Origin of the sequence: Paenibacillus paeoniae (assembly GCF_003388735.1) — a bacterium.
In the GTDB taxonomy this organism is placed as follows: domain Bacteria; phylum Bacillota; class Bacilli; order Paenibacillales; family Paenibacillaceae; genus Pristimantibacillus; species Pristimantibacillus paeoniae.
This window is the reverse complement of record NZ_QUBQ01000001.1, coordinates 1,478,872-1,498,402: the sequence shown is the minus strand read 5'-3', so window position 1 is coordinate 1,498,402 and position 19,531 is coordinate 1,478,872. Positions and strand designations below refer to the sequence as shown.

Sequence of the window (19,531 nt, the reverse complement as noted above, 5' to 3'; positions counted from 1 at the left end):
CTTCATGCCTCCAATTACCCGAAGTGCCAGCCCAGCAGGTTCCAATGATAGAAGAACAAGCTGAATGCTACGGCTGCAAGTGCCGCCAGTGTGTAATGTACTCGCTTCACTGCGCTCCAATATTTATTCTTCCATACCCATACGCTTGCCGCCACCATTGCCGCTGCCATTATGACGAGCAGAATCGGCATCAACAAGTAAAGATGTAAGGAAGTTGTAATTCGGCTAAGCCGGTCAACCAGATCCATATTCAATACAATAATAAAAGTAGCAACGCCAGTCATTAGCGCCCATGCTGCGGTAGCAACCGACAATCGCTCAGCCCATCGTTGCGGCTTCGGCATCGTACGAATTTTGCGAATTCGGAACGGAAATACTAGCAGGATGGTGATACATACAATAGCCGAAACCGCTAGCAATGGCAACCACAAACTCGTACGGTTTATAAGAGGTGTACGCTCAAGCGGTTCTGATGAAAGAAAATCCATTAGAAAATGGGTTACCTTCCCTGATTCATCCGTACGAAATCCAATTTGAGTTGTGCCCCCGACGGCTTGAAATAAATTCGGTCCTATCGGAGCATAGCTCTGTTGCTCGTCTCCACTGCCAATTACTAAGCGATTACCGGACACTCCAATGCTGATCTGTGCCAAAAAGCTGTAAAACTTATCGATATCGGAGTGATTACGGCGCAGGAACTGATAAGAACCCGCGTACTTCTCCAAATCTTGTTCAAACTCAGTCGCTACTGGAGGAAAATCGCTTTCCTGGACGGGAAAATAACGATCGAAAAATTCGTGCGCCAATGCATAGGCAGCCGATCCCCCTTCACCTCCGCTGTATGATACAAAAATGCCGATTCCTTGATCGGGTACAAGATACAGCTCCGTGTTGAACAACGGGTCGGCGCCGCCATGCGAGATGATGTGTTGACCGTTCATTCTTAGCTCGTAGAAGCCGAGATTCATGCCGGGCAGCCGTTCGTCGAACTTAAAGGCCGGCGCATGCATAAGTTTAGCTGTCTCCGGCTCAAGAAGCTGTGTATGCTCATAACGTCCGTCTTGCAGATGGGCAATCATAAAGCGCGACATATCCATCGCCGAGACTGACCCCGATCCTGCCGGACGGAATCCGCCTTCGAATGTAAGCGGCTTGGTTACAAACCCGCCATTCTCGTACGCATATCCAATGGCTGCATAGGGAGCTAATTCCGCCGGAACTGGCTCTTGAACAGTAGCAAATTTCATACCCAGTCTATCGAAAATATTACTCTGAATATAGTCGTTATAAGCCATGCCGCTAATATCTTCAACAATTAATCCCGCAAGCGCCGTGCCATAATTGGAGTAGGCTATCATCTCACCTGGCGGCTTGACGCGTGCAGGCATATGTTTGGCAAGTGTCTCTGCGATCGATACAGGCAGCTTCGACTGATCTGTCGTTATTTGGTAGCCGACACCTCCATCCTCGAAGCCCGCCGTATGAGTCATCAGATGTCTCATCGTAATTGGCGCTTTATAGGTTGCCGGTATTTTCACTTCTTTCAAATAGGTGTTGATGTCCGCATCGAGATCGATCTTCCCTTGCTCGACCAATTGCATGACAGCAGTCCAGGTGAACAGCTTTGTTGTGGAGGCGATCCGAAATAGACTTGTCTCCGGGTCGACTGGCGTTTTTTCCTCCACATTGGAGAAGCCATACCCTTTCGCAAGCAGATTCTTCCCATCCTTTACGATGGAGATAACGGCGCCTGGAATTTTCATATCTTCCAGCTGAGCATTTATTATGCTATCAATAAAAGTCTCCAGTTCAGCGGCATCGTCCAGATTGGGGGAGCTGCCTGCCGCCTCGTCGACTGGCTTTATAGACGTAGATGTCTCCGCTGACACCGTCGTAGGCAAACCACCTATATTGGTCCCTGCCAACACAATCAATAGCATGAGAACAAAACGTTTTAAAAACAACTTACTCTTAGATGTAGACATCATTAACCCTCCAGCATTCAATAGTGTGATACGGAGCTCCGACTCTCTGAAGCGAGCTTATCATAGTAATATGAATGGAGAATGAACAGGGAGCGGAACAACAAAAAGGACACCGTTCCTAGCAGTCTGACGACTTTAGGATTGTGCCCTTCTCAACATTCCACTATGCTATGGTGCCAGTCAACGGTGCCGACTTGCCATTACTCTGCGTAGAGCTTCAACAGCTTCTCGGTCGTTACCGTCTCTTCCACGTCTTCTTTCTTCATAATGCCCTTCTCTTCCCAACAAGTGATGCATTTCTCTTCCGTGTCGCACTTATGCGCTTCCGGACAGGTGTAGCAGTATTTGATCATATTTTCCGTCACAACGTTAACCTTTATATTTGTTGTCATATCGCATAACCTCCCGCTATTTGACTCCTCTTGCTCAAGGGCGGTGTAAACCTATCCTCAAGTGTCCTTATTTGAAGAACAAGTCGATCTCTCTGCTGGCATTGTCTACCGAGTCAGAGCCGTGTATGACATTGGCGGCAACATCGAGACCAAAGTCGCCTCTAATTGTGCCGGGCGGGGCTTCCGCCGGGTTGGTCGGACCGATAATGGAGCGCGAATTCTGTACAGCTTTGGTCCCTTCCACAATCATGGCGAATACAGGCCCGGATGTAATATACTCCACCAGTTCTTCGAAAAACGCCTTGTGCCGAAGATGTCCATAATGCGTCTCTGCAATTTCTCTATCGATAAACTTCAGCTCGGCTCTTACGAGCTTCAGTCCTTTTTTCTCAAATCGATGGACGATGTCACCAATTAGTCCACGTTCTACGCCGTCTGGTTTGATCATCACAAATGCTTTTTCGCTCATCGACTTCTCCTCCTTGATGCCTACATGCGGCAAACTTCCTTCGGGCAATTCTCGCAATGGCACACTTCCCGAAGATATGCCAAGTCCTGTATAACCATATAACCATTGTGGTTTTGAATGACCTTTTCTCGCTTCAGCTCGCTCAACATGCGGTTGACACTTTCACGAGTAGCGCCGATCATATCGGCCAACTCTGTATTATTAATTTTCATGTCGATCAAGATGCCGCCGTCCGTTTCCTTGCCGTACGAATTGCCAAGCCGTATAAGCAACGAGCAAAGCGCTCCGGTTTTGCCGAACATGATCAAATCGCGGAATTTCGTCTGGGTCAGACGATGCATCAGTCCCATCCATTTCATGAATTCAATGGCAAGGTCGCTGTTCTGCCAGAGCAGCACTTCAAGGTCTTTCCTCTGAATGACACCGACCTGGACATCCTCGGTCACTTCCGCACTGAAGTTGTGCACCGATTCCAGAAACGGGTCCATCTGCCCAATCAAATCGCCTTGCTGATGGAGATATAGGGTTAATGTCCGTCCGTTGTCCGCCGACTTTGTCGTGCGAACTCGTCCCTGCATGATGTAATACAAATGATTGGCGGCATCGCCCTCCCAGAACAGGCAGCTGCCTTTCTCGAAGTTCCTGACATACATGATGCCTTTCAGCTTCTCAAAGCTTTCTTGCGACAGCAGGGGCTCCAAGCCTTCCGGTTGTCTTGCATTCATTCCCATATCGTCCTTCTCCCTCCGAGCGATTCATTTGTATCTATCATACCGTCGGATGAGTTTTTCGAACATCGGGGGTTTCACTGATCTTTCAAGGGTAATATCCCCTATATCTTGGAAGGGACTATTCTGGAACAATCAGGAAACCTCTGCCTATGCGTGCAGGGTTGCTTCCTTTCTGCCGATCTCGATCAATTGCCTTGCGCGGTCGACCTCCCGCTCCGTTGGGGTATGGACCTCATCAAGTGTATAAGCACGGCCTAGCTGCTGCCACTTATAAACCCCCATACGGTGATAAGGCAATAAATCAAGCTTCTCGACTGACTTCAGCTTGCTGACAAAAGCGCCTAACGCTTGAAGATCGCTGGCCTGGTCCGTTATTCCCGGGATGAGTACATGCCTGATCCACATGGGCTGCTTGCGCTCCGAAAGCCACTTCGCGAAAGTCAGAATCCGGTCATTAGGCTGTCTCGTCAGCCATTCATGCTTATCACGATCCAGCTGCTTCAAGTCGAGCAGTACAAGGTCTGTATAGTCCATCAGCTCTGCGGCATGACTCGGCTCGCAAAACCCTGAGCTGTCCAGCGCCGTGTGCAATCCGTATCGTTCCTTGCAAGCTTTGAACAATTGGGCGACGAAGGGGGCCTGAAGAGTAGGCTCCCCTCCTGTCACCGTAATCCCCCCGCCCGATGCCCGGTAGTAAGGCAGATAAGGTTCTATCTCCTGCAAAATTTCGTCCACAGTCACTTGTCTTCCCTTAGACGTATCCCAAGTATCGGGATTATGGCAGAATCGGCACTGCAGCGCGCAGCCCTGCATGAACAAGACAAAGCGAATGCCTGGTCCGTCCACAGTACCGAATGTTTCGATGGAATGAATCCGTCCTTTCATGCGGGTCACGCTCCTTTCCTGGTGACGTTCACGCTGCTCTAGACCTCGCCGTGGAACGTACGGTTAATAACATCCAGTTGCTGTTCTCTTGTAAGCCTGATGAAGTTGACCGCGTAACCGGAGACGCGGATCGTCAGCTGCGGGTATTGCTCCGGATGCTCCATGGCGTCCATCAACTGCTCCCGGTTGAATACGTTCACGTTCAAATGATGACCGCCGCTTAGCGCATAACCATCCAGCAGTGCAGCCAAATTAGCTGAGCGCTCCGCTTCTTCTTTTCCAAGCGCCTTCGGAATGATGGAGAACGTATTGGATATGCCATCTAAACTATGGGAATATGGAATTTTTGCGACAGATGCGAGAGAAGCAAGCGCTCCTTTCTTGTCCCGGCCATGCATCGGATTGGCGCCCGGCGCGAACGGCTCTCCGGCTTTACGGCCGTCCGGCGTGCTTCCGGTCTTCTTCCCGTATACCACATTGGACGTAATCGTAAGCACAGACATTGTCGGGATCGCACCGCGATAAGTCTTATGCTTGCGGAGTCGGTTCATGAAACCTTCTGTCAGCTCGACGGCAATGTTGTCGACACGATCGTCGTTATTGCCATATTGCGGGAAGTCCCCTTCGATCTCGAAGTCAATCGCAACGCCTTGCTCATTGCGAATCGGACGCACCTTCGCGTACCGGATAGCACTTAAGCTGTCTGCTACAACCGACAAGCCGGCTATGCCGCAAGCCATCGTCCTCACGATATCGCGGTCATGAAGCGCCATCTCGATCCGTTCATAACAATACTTGTCATGCATATAGTGAATGACGTTCAACGTGTTCATGTACAGCTTGGCGAGCCAATCCTGCACAAGATCGAACTTGGCCTTCACTTCCTCATAATCGAGAATTTCCGACGTAATAGGCGCAATCGCCGGTCCGATTTGCCCGCCCAGCTTCTCATCTACGCCGCCATTAATCGCGTAGAGCAGAGCTTTGGCCAAGTTGGCGCGAGCGCCAAAGAACTGCATCTGCTTTCCGATTCGCATAGCCGATACACAGCACGCAATGCCATAATCGTCGCCGAAGTGCGGGCGCATCAGATCATCGTTTTCGTATTGAATAGAGCTGGTCTCCGCCGATACACGGGCGCAATAGCGCTTGAAGGCTTTTGGCAGCTGCGTCGACCATAGCACCGTCAAGTTCGGCTCCGGTGCAGGACCGAGATTATAGAGAGTGTGCAGGAAGCGGTACGAATTGCGTGTAACGCGTGTCTTGCCATTAAGGCCCATGCCGCCCAGCGCTTCGGTTACCCAAGTCGGATCGCCGCTGAACAATTCGTTGTAATCCGGTGTGCGCAGAAATTTGACGATTCGCAGCTTCATGACGAAGTGGTCCACCAATTCCTGAGCTTCACTTTCCGTAAGCGTGCCTTCTCTCTGATCGCGATCGATATAAATATCAAGGAAGCTGGACACCCGCCCCAAGCTCATCGCTGCACCGTTCTGTTCTTTGATCGCGGCAAGGTAAGCGAAGTACAGCCACTGAACCGCTTCCTTCGCATTCTCTGCCGGCGCAGAAATATTATAGCCGTAGGTTGCCGCCATCTTCTTCAGCTCCGCCAAGCTGCGAGTTTGCTCGGAGAGTTCCTCACGAAGCAAAATAATGTCTTCCGTCATCGCATCCACTTCCAGTTGCAGCAGCTCTTCTTTCTTCGAAGCAAGCAGACGATCTACGCCGTACAGAGCGACGCGGCGATAGTCACCGATAATCCTTCCCCGGCCGTAAGCATCGGGCAATCCCGTAATAATGCCAGCTCTGCGCGCGGCGCGCATATCCGTTGTATAAGCATCGAATACGCCTTGGTTATGCGTTTTCCGAATATGAGTAAACAAATCGTCCAGTTCAGGCGCCAGCTTGTAGCCGTAGGCATCGCAAGCATCAGCGGCCATCCGGATGCCGCCGAAAGGCTGAACCGCACGTTTAAGCGGAGCATCCGTCTGCAGGCCGATAATTTTTTCTTTAGCCTGATCAATATAGCCTGGCGCGTGGGATGTAATGGACGATACCGTATTGACATCGATATCATGCACGCCGCCGCGCTCACGCTCTTCTTTTAGCAGCTGACTAACCTGTCTCCATAACGCTTCTGTGTTCTCCGTCGGTCCTGCCAGAAAGCTCTCGTCGCCTTCATAGGACGTAAGATTGCGTTCAATGAATGATGGAACGTCAATCCCTTTCTGCCAGCTTCCAGCCGTGAATCCGCGCCAAGCTGCAAGTGTACCCGGCCGATCCGCGATTTGCTTCTCTATCATTGCCATGATGAAACACCTCCGTTATAAGGTAAGCTTACGCTCTTCCGGCTCACTTCTCTATGACAAAGCTCACATTAACTTACTCAATGTGCGTTCATCGTGCTGCGAATCATTCGCTCGTAATCCTCCATCGTCTGGATGGACTGAATGAATCCGCTGTCGATGCCATACTCATTCAGAATCCATTCACTTCCTTTATGCCAATTCATTTCACTGAGCAGTGCTGACTTGCTGGAATAACCTCCCTTGAGCAGTTTCTCAATGGGTTCAGTACTAGAACGGTCGTAGACTCCGTGCAGGGGAATTGCTTTTCCCTTCACCCAAGGAAGCACGGCATCCATACCCTCTTGCAACCGGGACAATAGCAGCAGGGCTGCAGAAGCAGAGGGAAACGGCATATGACAGCCCAGCAGCCACACATGGCGGTGCTTCGCAAGCGCTAGTCCGGCATGCATTCCGCTTAGCAATCCTTGACCGATAAAGTAATCGGTAATGATACGGATATCCCGGTCCACGACGCGAAGAAACGGCTGCGGATCATTCGTAACGATTGTAATTTCGCTGCAGCAGGTCTGCATTTCGCGAATTTGCCGAAGAATCATCGCTTCCCCGTCAACCTCCAGTAAAGCCCGGTTGCGACCGTTCATGCGGGGATGATTGCCGCCCGCCAGAATTACGCCTGACATGAACATAATTGCTCCTCCCATCTGTAGATGATGAAAAAGGAGCTGCCGATCCCTTAGATCGGCAGCTTGCCCAGTTCTCTTAGAAGTTGCCGTAAAATGCGTTGCGGTAGACGTTTGCAAGCTCCGTAACAAGCGGCATCCGCGGGTTGGCGGTCGTACATTGATCTTCGAACGCTCTGTCGGCTAAATAATCAACCTTGGCTTCGAAGTCACCCGGGTCCACGCCAAGATCCTGGAACTTCTCCGGAATACCGAGCGATTGGTTCAGCTTGCGAATCGCTTCTATCAAGCTGTTCACACCTTCCGCCGTTGCGCGGGCAGGCAAGCCCAACATGCGCGCGATCTCCGCATAACGCTCATCGGCAATGAAATGGCTATATTTCGGGAACGAAGCGAACTTCGTTGGCTTCTGTGAGTTATAGCGGATTACGTGCGGCATCAAAATCGCATTCGTCCGTCCATGAGCCGTATGATATTCGCCGCCCCACTTGTGCGCAAGGCTGTGATTAATACCCAGGAAGGCATTCGCGAACGCCATGCCGGCAATCGTCGAAGCGTTATGCATTTTCTCGCGGGCCAGCGGATCAGCCGTATGATACGATTTCTCCAGATACTGGAACACGAGCTTGATTGCATGAAGCGCAAGGCCGTCCGTATAATCACTTGCCATCACCGACACATACGATTCAATCGCATGAGTCAGGACGTCCATGCCGGTATCCGCAACAGCGGTCTTCGGCAAGCTATAAACAAATTCAGGATCGATAATGGCTACGTCCGGCGTCAGCTCATAGTCGGCCAGCGGGTATTTCGTATGCCCTTCTTGCTTATCGGTAATTACGGCAAACGAGGTCACTTCCGAGCCAGTGCCCGATGTTGTCGGTATAGCTACGAACTGGGCCTTCTCTCCCAGCCTTGGATATTTATAAACACGCTTGCGGATATCCAGGAACTTCTGCTTGAGCGAGTGGAAGTCGGTCTCCGGGTATTCATAGAAGAGCCACATTGCTTTCGCCGCATCCATCGGGGAACCGCCGCCCAGCGCGATAATGCAGTCCGGCTTGAAGCCGTCCATCAGCCGCGTTCCGCGTTCGACAGTCTCCACCGACGGATCGGGCTCGACATTCGAGAATACTTCAATGGCAACCGGGTTAGTCCGCTTCCTCAAGTAATATTCCAGCTTCTCCACATACCCCAGCTTCACCATCATCTCATCGGTTACAACTAGGACGCGCGAGATGCCCGGCATCTTCTCCAGGTACTGTGTAGCACCTTTCTCGAAGTAAATTTTCGGCGGAATCTTGAACCATTGCATATTGACTGTCCGATATGCTATACGCTTGATGTTGAGCAAGTTCACAGCCGTTACGTTCGATGTAGTGGAGTTGTGTCCATACGAGCCGCAGCCAAGTGTCAGCGACGGCAGGTTCGTATTGTACAGATCGCCGATCGCGCCATGCGTCGAAGGCGAGTTGACGATTACCCGGCCCGTCTTCAGCCGATCTGCAAAAGCTTGAATAACCTCATCGTTCTGCGAATGGATAACCGAGGAATGCCCCAGGCCGCCGAAAGCAACGACTTCCGCTGCACGCTCGATGCCTTGCGCTGCCGTCTTCACTTTGTAGCAAGCCAGTACCGGGCTTAGCTTTTCGGCAGATAACGGGAACGCTGTTCCTACGCCTCCCAGCTCAGCGACCAGAATCTTCGTCTCTTGCGGTACTACAATGCCGGCCATCTCCGCAATCTTGACTGCCGGCTGGCCGACGATAACACCGTTGACCGCACACTTCTCGCTGTTGATGACAAGCTTGGAGACTGCTTCCGTCTCAGCTTTGTTCAGGAAGTAGCAGCCGTTGTCCTTCATCAGCTTGCGCACTTGATCATAGACAGGCTCTTCAATGATGACCGCCTGCTCTGACGCGCAGATCATCCCATTGTCGAACGTCTTGGATAGAATCAGGTCGTTAACCGCTTGCCTTAGGTCCGCCGATTGCTCAATGAAGCAAGGTACATTGCCCGGTCCGACGCCAAGCGCCGGCTTGCCTGTGCTGTAAGCCGCCTTCACCATGGCCGATCCGCCAGTAGCGAGTACAAGGGCAACATCCGGATGATTCATCAGCTGCTGCGTCGCTTCTACGGAAGGTGTAGCAATCCACTGAATACAATGTGCTGGAGCTCCCTGTGCCACTGCCGCTTTCAACAACGTCTGCGCTGCCGCCGCACTGCAATTTTGCGCGGACGGGTGGAAGGCGAAGATGATCGGATTGCGTGTCTTTGTAGCGATCAACGCTTTGAACATCGTGGTGGATGTTGGATTCGTCACCGGCGTTACACCAGCGATGATGCCCACTGGCTCCGCAACCATCCGATAGTTTTCATACGAATTTTCTGCAATGACACCAACCGTTTTGTCGGACTTGATGCTATGGTAGATGTACTCCGTCGCAAAAATGTTTTTAGTCATTTTGTCTTCATAAACGCCGCGACCTGTCTCCTCTACCGCCATCTTCGCCAGCGGCATGTGCTGATCCAATCCGGCAAGCGCCATCGCCTGGACGATGCGGTCAATTTGCTCCTGCGTCATGGACAGATAGGCTTCCTGAGCGGCTCTTGCGCGCTCCACCAGCTGGCCTACTTCCTCGAGAACCGAACTTTGAACATCTAATTGGCTTGCTTTTACCGCCATAGGTTTCTCCTCCTTGGAGATCTGGTATAGGGACTTCCATCTCCTTGATAACCTCATCTTAACGGAATGTCGATAGGAAGACGGTGACATAAATCACAATTTAATGGAAATTTTATTGATTTTATGAAAATAAATAGTCCAGGTCGGTCAATATTTCCTCCGCCAGCGGAAAGATCAGCTCTTCCTCCATTTGGAAGTGTCCAGTCAAAATCAGACAACCTTGCGTTAACTGGTCGCAGCCGTCCTTCAACAGCTTCATAAGCGTCAAGTCTGGGCGACCTTGATCCAGCATCAGCATGCCAATTAGCGTGCGGCTCGATTGAAGGAAGGACTCGAAAAATTGCAGTGCAAGCTCGTGATCCTTCTCCAGTACCCAAAGGGATGGCAAAATAGTCGGTTCATCCTTCTGCTTGTAGTATCGAGAAAATACGGGAAACAGCTCTTCGTCCTCCCACTTCGCATGACGCTCCAATTCTTTCAGCAGCTCTTCCGCTTGCATACGAAGCTCCTTCAACATTTGCAACGTGCCATAATCGCCATTGCTGGCAGCTGTTCTTGCACTAAGCTCGCCTAGTGAGACACAACTTGCCTTTAATTGCTCGTGCTCCGTCTGTAATCGAACGGCCAACTGCATGAATGCGCTTGGCCTGGCAGAATCGTTGGGGTCTAATTTCACTGTTTTAGACGGGGTATGGAACATCATCTCCACCTCCAAATAAATAGATTGAATCAGCTCATTGTCCCCTGTAGTATAAAGGCTTGACGGCGGCCACGCTGTGAGATAGATCACCATGTTGCGATAAGTCATGAATTGTTTTCCAATTTCTATAGATGCTCGTAATTCACTTTCTTAAAGGCAAACCATGGCTAAAGCGCAAACTGCGCAAGACCTATTCTTCCGATCGCTGTTGTATCCAGATTCCCTGAATCAACCTTTAAAGGTTGGAATCCGGATACAAAGGCGAACGCTGCCGCTTCTACAGAATAGGTCTTGCTCCGTTTGTTCCAGCCATTAGATCATTAGTGCAACGAATGATAGAGCATTGAAAAATAACCTGAACCTTCCTGACATAGCTGTCTCGAAGCCGCCAAAATATCAGCAACGAGATGAAGGGACAAACCTTCGTCCTCAGACTGCTGAATCAGACGCAAAAAAGTGGCGATGTCAGGAATGTAACCCTGAACACCGCCACTTTTATAATCTAAAAGGCGTTAGCCGGCATTAAGCATGTGAAGTCGCAGGGAACAATAGATGCTTGTCCTTAAGGGGCCACGAAGGCCGGACAAACAAGGTGTCGTCCTCATCTGTGATAGATTCAACCTGAAGCTTGTTCAAGTCGTAATCCGGCGTAAAGTGAAAATGAATGGTCTCTGTCTGATCCGATATCAGACTCGGAAGAATGGTATCTATGGCTATGCTTTTGAGGCTTATGATATCGAAGATATGCAGTTGATCCTCTTCATGCTTGAACAAGACGATTGCCTCAAACTCTTCGAAATAATAAATATCTTCTGGGAAAATGAGGACAAAATAAAACATCAGGAGATGTTCGTTATCAATTATGCCGAGCTTGGATGAGACCGGTACTCGCTCTGATGCAAATGACGAAAGAATTCGGCTGTCTTTCGAGGATTGGATATCCATCCGGCGAGGCGTAGATAGCTGCTCTGATGAACGCTCCAGCTTTTTAACGCTTACCGAGAAACGGCTTTCAATTACTCGTTCAAACCCAAATCTCGGATAATACTCCTGAACGGATTCATTGACGAATAAGTATATGAAATCAAACTCCTGTTCATAGAGTTCAAGAATATACCTCAACAGCTTCCCGGAAAGACCCTGATTGCGATAATCAGGATGCGTCATGACTGTGCCAATCTGCAATGTGTTATACTTCACACCATGCGAAACGACGACCATTTTGTTAACGGAAGCATTAGCAATGACCTTGCCGTTATCAACATAAGAATAGCAAATATATTGATCATTCCAGCAGCCCTGCTCGTACCACGCGCTAAAATCCAATCCGAATACCAATTTCGCCAGATCATTAAAGCTCTCTCTATAGACGTTATCATTCTTGTAGTCTTCTATTCGCAAATATTCTCTCATTAGAAATCCTCTGCTTGCACTTATTCTAGTTTCCCGGATCAAATCCAGCCGACTGAACATCTTTCCAGTCTTTATTTCGTGCAATTTCTGCATCATTCCCTGCAAAAGCCGTCATCGCATCACGATCATCCGTCAATTGATACCTCATCCAAGCTGTCAAATAACCTCTATGCTTGCCGCCATCGCCTTCAATAGCGGTGTGGGCCGCGCCCTTTGCCATGGCCATTATGACGGGTATATCCGGATTGGCAGTCTCCAGCGCCAGCTTATTGGAAGAGGACGGTGATACAATAAAATCACGCGTACCGCCCATAATGAAAAATGGAACCTGAAGAGCCGAGGTATTATAAATGTCCTCCGGATCGCACCATTTCAAGTCAGGCAGCGCAATCGAGACCACGGTGCGGATTGCAGCGCCGGTATCATGATTGGTATGAGCATTAATAACACCTGTGGAGCCTTGGGAATGACCGGCTACCGCTATTTGATCCGTCTGAATCCGCTGATAGAAGATACTTGCCGGATTATCGTTCTCTGCAAGCATATAATCAATCGAGCCGGCAATTTCTGTGCCCGTACCCGTCGTTGTGCTATACGTATCAATGACTACGAATCCCCATGAGGCCAGATGAAGGAACAACTCCGCATAATTTTCCGGCAGCGCCCCTGTTCCATTACCCCAAGCGATAAGCGGATGCGCGGTTTGAGCTCCTTGCGGATAATAAACTTTATACTGCTTTATCCCTTGTTCGTCAGTTATCTCGATCGTATCTACCTGGTACTCGCCGATTGCTGCATACTTAGCCTCAATGCTTCCCTCTGCATAGGATACGGAAGCCGAGTTGGCAAGGAGGTACATAAGGACGGCACATGTGATAATAAGCAGCAAGAGGAAACCCATCGTTCCTATTGTCCATTTACTTCTAAGTATTCTTTTCAATTGCAGCATCTGTACTAGCAGCCCCCATGTTCACAATCTCGATTTTCAAACGATGCAAACCAATTAAATTGGTTATCATTAGCTTATCATAGATTTTACTCTCAATCGAACTCTATTATATGAACGTATGTTGAATTATTTGTTCTTGTGATAAGATAGGTCTGGCATTTATTTTTCACTCGGAGCTGGAGCTGATCATCATGTATATTTACTTATTTGAAACACTGCTTTATTTGTCCTTTGCCTTTACAGGCGGATTTATTCTGCTATTGTTCGTGCCTGAGGGCTCCAAGCCACAAATGAAAATACCTTTCGACCTGTTTCAGTATGGCTTATTGGCTATTCCTGTGTTCTCGTTCATGTCCATTCTCCGAACAAGCTTTATTCTTCGCGCGTTTGCGGAGAACATGCCCTATTATGAGCTGCTCCTCATTGTGTTGAAAGACTACAAGTTTGGCAACGCATGGATTTGGATGCTAATTGGCGGTGCCGCCATGTATGCCATTGCACAGCTTTTTCGGCCAAAGATTCATAGATTCAAGTGGCTGCTTGCCGGGATATGGTGCCTAACCGTACTCGCTCATGGTTGGGCCAGCCATCCTGCAGGCTTCTCAAGCTTGGGTTTCGTCTATCAATCTGTCCATGTTGCCGCGGTATCCCTATGGCTTGGCGTCCTCATTCTGGTCGCCTGGTTTACAAGCGGAAGCTTGAATTGGAAGCCCTTTGTCCGATGGTACACGCCGATGGCGGTCAGCAGCATGCTCCTCATCGTGTTTGCCGGCTTCGCTATGATGTATATTTTGGTAGACGGATATTTTCGCTCATGGGGAATTAACTACGGCGAAGCTCTACTGCTCAAGCATCTCGTCTTTTTGCCGCTATTGCTACTGGCCTTTATGAACGGATTTCTAACGAAAATAAGCAAACAAGGGAAAGATGAACGCAAGTTGATCCGCTGGCTTAGGATAGAGACTGTTATCGCGTTGGCGATTCTGGCGATTACAGCTTATATGGGTATGCAGGAACCTCCGCATGAAGGCGAATTTGAAGACCCGGTCCCTTCCGGATTGTTCACTTTGCTGCACGGAGATGTGTCGCTGTTGAACATGCGATGGCATTGGAACCTTCCATCCGTCGTTCTAATTCTTGTTGGAGGAGCGGCTTTAAGCATGCTTTTTTCCAGTTACAAGCGAAACAAACATAGCCATTTTTCACTACTTGCAGCTCTTGCTGTGATATGTCTATTTCTAGGTCTTCTGCTTGCTGTTCATTAGTGTAAAATAGTCCGACATCAAAAAAACTTCCGTGCAGCTATGCGCGGAAGTTTTTTGATTGGAGCCATTCGGCCAGTTCATGCTCGGCTAACACCTCATAGCCTTCTCGTCTCAGCAATGCAGTCGTTACCCCGTACCCGGACTGCTTCGTATTCTGGAAGGTGCCATCGTATATAAACGAGCTTCCGCAAGAGGGGCTGCCTTCCTTCAATACGATATGAGTCGCGTTATGCTTTCTAGCAAGCTCTACAGTCACGAGCGCTCCTCTTCTATACATATCTGTGACGTCTCTGCCCGACTTCTCGATCACTTGGGCTCCTCCGCTCCACACGTCATCGCCAAGTCCGCCTACAATCTCGGCAGGTTCCCGCGGTGTTGTGAATCCGCCCAAAAGCTCCGGGCAAACCGTCACGGCGATACCTTGTTCGACTAAATCCCGAATCGTCGTATCGAGCGAATCCGTCCCGTTATATCGAACTTTCAAACCGGCCAGACAAGAGCTAACCAATAGTTTCATGCTGTAGTCCTTTCTGTTGACCAGTCGCTCCATTTTACAAAAACAGCTTCATTCCCTCGTGACTCGCTTCAAATCCTAAGCGATGATAAAACCGATGGGCATCGCTTCTTGATTTATCTGTTGTCAACTGTACCAGTTGGCACTTCTCTGATCTGGCGATATCGATCGCTTCCCTCATCAAGGCTTGGCCAATCCCTCTTCCTCTATACACTCGATCGACACGCACGGCTTCAATGATTGCACGTCTCATCCCCAGTCTGCCTAATCCAGGTATGATGACTAGCTGAAGACAACCGATAATGGCGTCTTCTTCAACAGCCAGCACAATTTGATTGCCGCCTTGCGCTTCCATCTCTGCAAATGCTTCATAATAAGCCTCTGGCAAAGGATCTTCATAACGCTCTCGCTTAGAACCCCATTCATCGTCGGCAAGCATGCGGACAATTTCCCGCACATCTGCCCTCTCTGCTTTTCTAAATTTCATGGTATGACTTCCTCCTCTGGCTATAAAAATATCGTCCGGACATCGACTAGACTTCTATAGTACCATTCCGGAGACAATCTTTCACTCTAGAACGTTCCAATTGTTGACCAGAAGCATTCTTAGCCATTGAAATAACTTAACCAGCAGCTTCCATGCAAAATTCTCCATTATCGTTCCTCCGCCTTGCTTCTCCATTTGACCTCTCGGTTCACGGCAACCTGCCTAACACCATAATAAATAGCTAGCGCACCAATGAGAATCAATACGATCATCGATGAATGGAATATAAGCATGAGTATAAATGCGACTGCCAGGGCGATCCCGCTCCCTTTTAAAAACCTGTTTTGAATAAGAACGACTCCTGCTCCAATCCCGATTAAGGCATTCATGGTCAAGAAGCTATTCGCAAAGGCAACGAGGTTCTCCAAGTCGAACACACCCGCTTGTACAAGCAATAATACGGCTAAATTTAATAAAAATACGGCAAATACCGCGATAACCGGTACGTTATGTCTGGAGCGTCTGCCCAGCAGCTTCGGCAATACGTGATCCGCCGCTAATGAAGCGATCAGACGTGATAAACCTCCGACATACAAAAAATACGTGGAACAACAGAGAAATAAAGCAATTATAGCCATAATGAGATTGCTCGCATTTCCGAATAAGGAATACACAATGGCTGTGATAGTCAATTCTCCACTCCAAACCTCGCTGAAATCCGCCCATTGGATAGCGGCGGCTACAACAAGGTTCACGATGGATATAGCCGTAATACTAATTAAAATCGCTTTGGTGATCGTCTGTTTAGGATGGATGACATCCGCGCTGTAATTACCGATAATTTCCCATCCGAATACCGCCCAGAACAGAATGAGTAATGCGTAGCTGAAATCTGAAGGACTGAAGCTGCTGGCAATGACCAATGTCTTGGGAGCGTCCAACAAGCTCTTGGCTCCTCCAAGGAATAAGACGAGAGCAGCTATAATGGACATGCCGAAGGCAATCTTGCCTACCAGATTTATTCTGGCTAGCAGAAACAGAATGCAGACCGGCAACAACAAGTAGCTGACCGTTAAGTCTGAGGCGATATTGAGCTTTTCAATATATTGTCCCGCTGTCAGCAGCACTGCCGAAGCACCAAAAGTAACGCCGATGATCAAATAAAAGGCGGCCAAGCGCTTCACATACACACCAAACACATGCTCAATAGCATTCGTTGCCCCTCCGTCACCCGGGAATTGAATACTAAGAAAACCAAAAATAAGCGCTACAATAAAGCTGATGACGATAATGAACGCCCATGCCGCAATGGCCCAATCCCCTGCTATGCCATACACAATTGGCGGCAATATAAATATCCCCGAACCTAAGATTGGCCCGATGATAAACCCGCTTAAGGCTAACGGTCCCATTTTATTCTGTTTCACAATCTGTCGTCTCCCCTGCGTATCATCATCCATTTCCAAGATATGTACATGAATTATACTTGACCTATTGATGATGTGTTAGCACATAAAATATGCCATTCGTTATCGATTTTACCGATAACGAATTGACCGATTGGTTAAAGGGAGGGTAAGATGTGAACGAAGAGATTTAAGGAGGTTCTAAATGACTTTCCAACAACTTAAATATGCCGTGGAGGTTGCCAAGTGCCGCTCCATAAACAAAGCGGCAAGCAATCTGTTCGTCTCACAATCCAGCATAAGCAGCGCGCTGAAAGAGCTGGAGTCGGAGCTTGCTATTTCAATATTCACAAGAAGCAATCAAGGCGTCGAATTAACATCGGAAGGCAGGCAATTTTTAAGCCAAGCCAATTCCTTAATTCAACGCTACGAGTACATTCAAAGTCTCTACGCTTCCGAGCAGGTTGCTTCGGAACTACAGTTTTCAATATCGACCCAACGCTATCCCTTTGCGGTTGACGCATTTGTGCAGCTTGTGAACCGGATTGATGACCCTCGATTTAACTTGACGATCCGGGAGACAAGCATGGACAAAGTCATCGATGACATCTATACCTCGGTATCGGATATTGGCGTTATTTTCACATCCAATTTGACTGAAAAAATGATCAAGCGATTTCTGCAAACTAGAAATATAGAATTTCATCTCGTCAAAAAAATTCAGCCTTGTGTCTATGTCCGAAAAGGACATCCCCTGTCCGGGAGTCTCTCCTTAAAGGCAGAACAGTTAACGGATTACATCTATATGGCATTCGAACACAAGCAAGGTGAATCGATTGATTTCTCCGAAGAATTCAACTTGATTGCGTCCCGTCAGCCCAATAAGGTGATTGTCGTGAATGATAGGGCAACCGCTGTCAATATCGTATGCAATACGGATGCCGTCTCCACGGGAAGCGGATTGCTTGTAAAAGAATTTATGGATGATCGAATTATGTCCATCCCGCTTGAAGGCTATAGCGACAAAATGAATTTGGGTTGGATCAAGCTGAAAAATCGGCAACTGGGCGAAGAAGGCGCGTTATTCGTAAACCTGCTGCACGAGTCCATCGAGAAGGCCATCCTCTTCACTGAGAAAGTCAGGGCACAATCCCGATCCTAACCTGCCGTTAGTACTCGGCTCATCCATTCCGAATCACCTTCTTGCAGCTCATACCATGTCTCATTCTTCCCATCTATAAGCTGTGCCTGATTCTCATAGATGTTTAATTGGATCTCTTCTCTGTAATAGAAGAAAGTAAGAGAGAGGTCTACCGTCATTAAATGGACAGGTTTTGCAATAATCGTCTTATCCAGGTTGTGAAACGCCTTCGCCATAGCAAATATTCTCTCCGCTCCTGTTGTATACTGATCCTGATTCGATTTCAGAAGTCCGCTATCGATCATTTTCATGATTGTCGATTGATCAGCCGATAAGTAGGATGGCGGGTTCATAAAAGCTTTTGCCAATTGATAAAACCTTTGGTCCACTAAATAATATAAATACGGATCTATTTCATCAAATCTCATCATGTCTCGCTTCAAAATTTGTGCTTTCAACGAACCCTGATCCGTAGTTAAATACAATTCTACTGGTTCCACATCTCCCATTGGAGGACTGCCTAGACCTGCAATTTCTTGAATGTAAAATGGATACGAAACGCTCGAAAGGATCTTCGGATCTGTAATTGAAACAGTTCCCCCTTCGCCCTTGAACTCAATACGCTCAAAAACAGGATTATTCGACAAGATGGCGAGTTCCGGATATTTCTCAAAATCAGGTGCTGCCAAGCCTATCGTATCCAGCACCTTATTTAAAATGTCATTTCTTTCGTTGGAAGCCCGAAGCTCGGCCTGCACCGATTCCAGCTGAGCGCGTAATTGCGCAAACTCGACCTCCATTGGTGAGCTTGTTTCTTCCATAGTGGTTACTTCATCAATCTTTGTACAGCCTGAGACGAGTAATCCGATCAACATGATCACGAACAACAATCGCTTCTTCACCCGCTCCGCCTCCTGTTATCATAAAACTGAACTTTTACCCCGCTTGTATAAATGATTGCATCATATCAACTCACGACTATGCTGTAACTCTCCATTTCGTCAGCATTTTTCACAACATGTATAAAATAGAGGATTCCTTTGTCACTATCAAAAAAATGATGTTCAGGTTCAACTAAATGGTCACCTAATTGAAGTTTTAATTTTTCGCCGTCCTGTACAAGCCCATATCCGCCTAATATAAATGATGATTTGGGCACTCCGCCCTCCAGGATCGACAAATATGAAGATGCAAGCATCATGAAGGGGCTATTGTTCTTTTCCGCCCACTCATGGCTAATCTCTATATAACGATTTCCTGAATTTTCAATAAAGAGGATTCCAGCTTTAGAGGATTTCGAGTAAAGCACAGCGCTGCCGTTAGGATTACTAAGCTGTTGCGTCATGACGACTTGATCCATCTTGATTCCTCTCCATAATAAAAAGCCCTTCAAGCTGTATTGGCTATAGACGATACCTAATATGACACCTATAATTATGAGTACACTACTGATCAACAATACTTTTCTAATCTTCATAAAAACCTCCTTGTTTGAAAACCACCCATTTGACCACTAATA

The 19,531-nt window shown here is 48.3% G+C and carries 18 protein-coding genes; 2 read left to right on the top strand and 16 right to left on the bottom strand.

Translation table 11 applies throughout. The annotated features are described in order from the left end of the window. Nucleotides 1-14 precede the first annotated feature (14 nt). The 11 genes from DX130_RS06740 to DX130_RS06690 form a co-directional block, all read right to left on the bottom strand. On the bottom strand, nt 15-1,985 hold the full coding sequence (locus tag DX130_RS06740; RefSeq protein WP_116043822.1) for a serine hydrolase domain-containing protein: 1,971 nt from the start codon (nt 1,983-1,985) through the stop codon (nt 15-17). 200 nt (nt 1,986-2,185) lie between these two features. Beyond that, the gene (locus DX130_RS06735; RefSeq protein ID WP_116043821.1) at nt 2,186-2,377 is read right to left on the bottom strand and encodes a hypothetical protein; all 192 of its coding nucleotides are present in this window, start codon (nt 2,375-2,377) and stop codon (nt 2,186-2,188) included. Nucleotides 2,378-2,444: 67 nt separating this feature from the next. Beyond that, nucleotides 2,445-2,846: a nucleoside-diphosphate kinase gene (ndk, locus tag DX130_RS06730; RefSeq protein WP_116043819.1), complete on the bottom strand. Its 402-nt coding sequence runs from the start codon at nt 2,844-2,846 to the stop codon at nt 2,445-2,447. Between the two features lie 20 nt (nt 2,847-2,866). Then, nucleotides 2,867-3,577, bottom strand: a complete 711-nt coding sequence (locus DX130_RS06725) for a Crp/Fnr family transcriptional regulator (protein WP_116043817.1) — start codon at nt 3,575-3,577, stop codon at nt 2,867-2,869. A gap of 147 nt (nt 3,578-3,724) precedes the next feature. Beyond that, a complete protein-coding gene (gene pflA, locus DX130_RS06720; RefSeq protein WP_116043815.1) occupies nt 3,725-4,462 on the bottom strand; it encodes a pyruvate formate-lyase-activating protein in 738 nt (245 codons plus the stop codon). A gap of 38 nt (nt 4,463-4,500) precedes the next feature. Continuing rightward, a complete protein-coding gene (pflB, locus tag DX130_RS06715) occupies nt 4,501-6,771 on the bottom strand; it encodes a formate C-acetyltransferase (RefSeq protein ID WP_116043813.1) in 2,271 nt (756 codons plus the stop codon). Nucleotides 6,772-6,848: 77 nt separating this feature from the next. After that, nucleotides 6,849-7,451 (bottom strand): molybdenum cofactor guanylyltransferase, encoded by a 603-nt coding sequence (gene mobA / locus DX130_RS06710; RefSeq protein ID WP_116045782.1) that lies wholly within the window; start codon nt 7,449-7,451, stop codon nt 6,849-6,851. A gap of 79 nt (nt 7,452-7,530) precedes the next feature. Continuing rightward, a complete protein-coding gene (adhE, locus tag DX130_RS06705) occupies nt 7,531-10,137 on the bottom strand; it encodes a bifunctional acetaldehyde-CoA/alcohol dehydrogenase (protein WP_116043811.1) in 2,607 nt (868 codons plus the stop codon). A gap of 121 nt (nt 10,138-10,258) precedes the next feature. After that, the gene (locus DX130_RS06700; protein ID WP_240644329.1) at nt 10,259-10,945 is read right to left on the bottom strand and encodes a hemerythrin domain-containing protein; all 687 of its coding nucleotides are present in this window, start codon (nt 10,943-10,945) and stop codon (nt 10,259-10,261) included. A gap of 414 nt (nt 10,946-11,359) precedes the next feature. Further along, nucleotides 11,360-12,250 (bottom strand): GNAT family N-acetyltransferase, encoded by an 891-nt coding sequence (locus DX130_RS06695; protein ID WP_116043810.1) that lies wholly within the window; start codon nt 12,248-12,250, stop codon nt 11,360-11,362. A 25-nt stretch (nt 12,251-12,275) separates the two neighbouring features. Then, nucleotides 12,276-13,199, bottom strand: a complete 924-nt coding sequence (locus DX130_RS06690; protein WP_240644328.1) for a poly(ethylene terephthalate) hydrolase family protein — start codon at nt 13,197-13,199, stop codon at nt 12,276-12,278. A 191-nt stretch (nt 13,200-13,390) separates the two neighbouring features. Here DX130_RS06690 and DX130_RS06685 point away from each other — a divergent pair, with 191 nt between their 5' ends. Beyond that, complete coding sequence (locus DX130_RS06685; protein WP_116043808.1) at nt 13,391-14,464, top strand: copper resistance D family protein; 1,074 nt, start codon at nt 13,391-13,393, stop codon at nt 14,462-14,464. Between the two features lie 37 nt (nt 14,465-14,501). Here the strand turns inward: DX130_RS06685 and DX130_RS06680 are convergent, their stop codons facing one another. The 3 genes from DX130_RS06680 to DX130_RS06670 form a co-directional block, all read right to left on the bottom strand. Continuing rightward, on the bottom strand, nt 14,502-14,981 hold the full coding sequence (locus tag DX130_RS06680; RefSeq protein WP_116045778.1) for a 2-thiouracil desulfurase family protein: 480 nt from the start codon (nt 14,979-14,981) through the stop codon (nt 14,502-14,504). 34 nt (nt 14,982-15,015) lie between these two features. Beyond that, nucleotides 15,016-15,465 (bottom strand): GNAT family N-acetyltransferase, encoded by a 450-nt coding sequence (locus tag DX130_RS06675; RefSeq protein ID WP_116043806.1) that lies wholly within the window; start codon nt 15,463-15,465, stop codon nt 15,016-15,018. 167 nt (nt 15,466-15,632) lie between these two features. Next, on the bottom strand, nt 15,633-16,892 hold the full coding sequence (locus DX130_RS06670; protein ID WP_165861183.1) for an APC family permease: 1,260 nt from the start codon (nt 16,890-16,892) through the stop codon (nt 15,633-15,635). A gap of 184 nt (nt 16,893-17,076) precedes the next feature. Between DX130_RS06670 and DX130_RS06665 the strand changes: the two genes are divergently transcribed. Beyond that, complete coding sequence (locus tag DX130_RS06665; RefSeq protein ID WP_116043802.1) at nt 17,077-18,033, top strand: LysR family transcriptional regulator; 957 nt, start codon at nt 17,077-17,079, stop codon at nt 18,031-18,033. Here the strand turns inward: DX130_RS06665 and DX130_RS06660 are convergent. Together DX130_RS06660 and DX130_RS06655 are read right to left on the bottom strand one after the other, a co-directional pair. Continuing rightward, nucleotides 18,030-18,914 carry a hypothetical protein gene (locus DX130_RS06660; protein ID WP_116043800.1) on the bottom strand — a complete coding sequence of 295 codons (885 nt, stop codon included), beginning with the start codon at nt 18,912-18,914 and terminating at the stop codon, nt 18,030-18,032. The genes DX130_RS06665 and DX130_RS06660 overlap by 4 nt on opposite strands. A 65-nt stretch (nt 18,915-18,979) precedes the next feature. Further along, a complete protein-coding gene (locus DX130_RS06655; RefSeq protein WP_116043799.1) occupies nt 18,980-19,489 on the bottom strand; it encodes a hypothetical protein in 510 nt (169 codons plus the stop codon). Between the last annotated feature and the right edge of the window lie 42 nt (nt 19,490-19,531).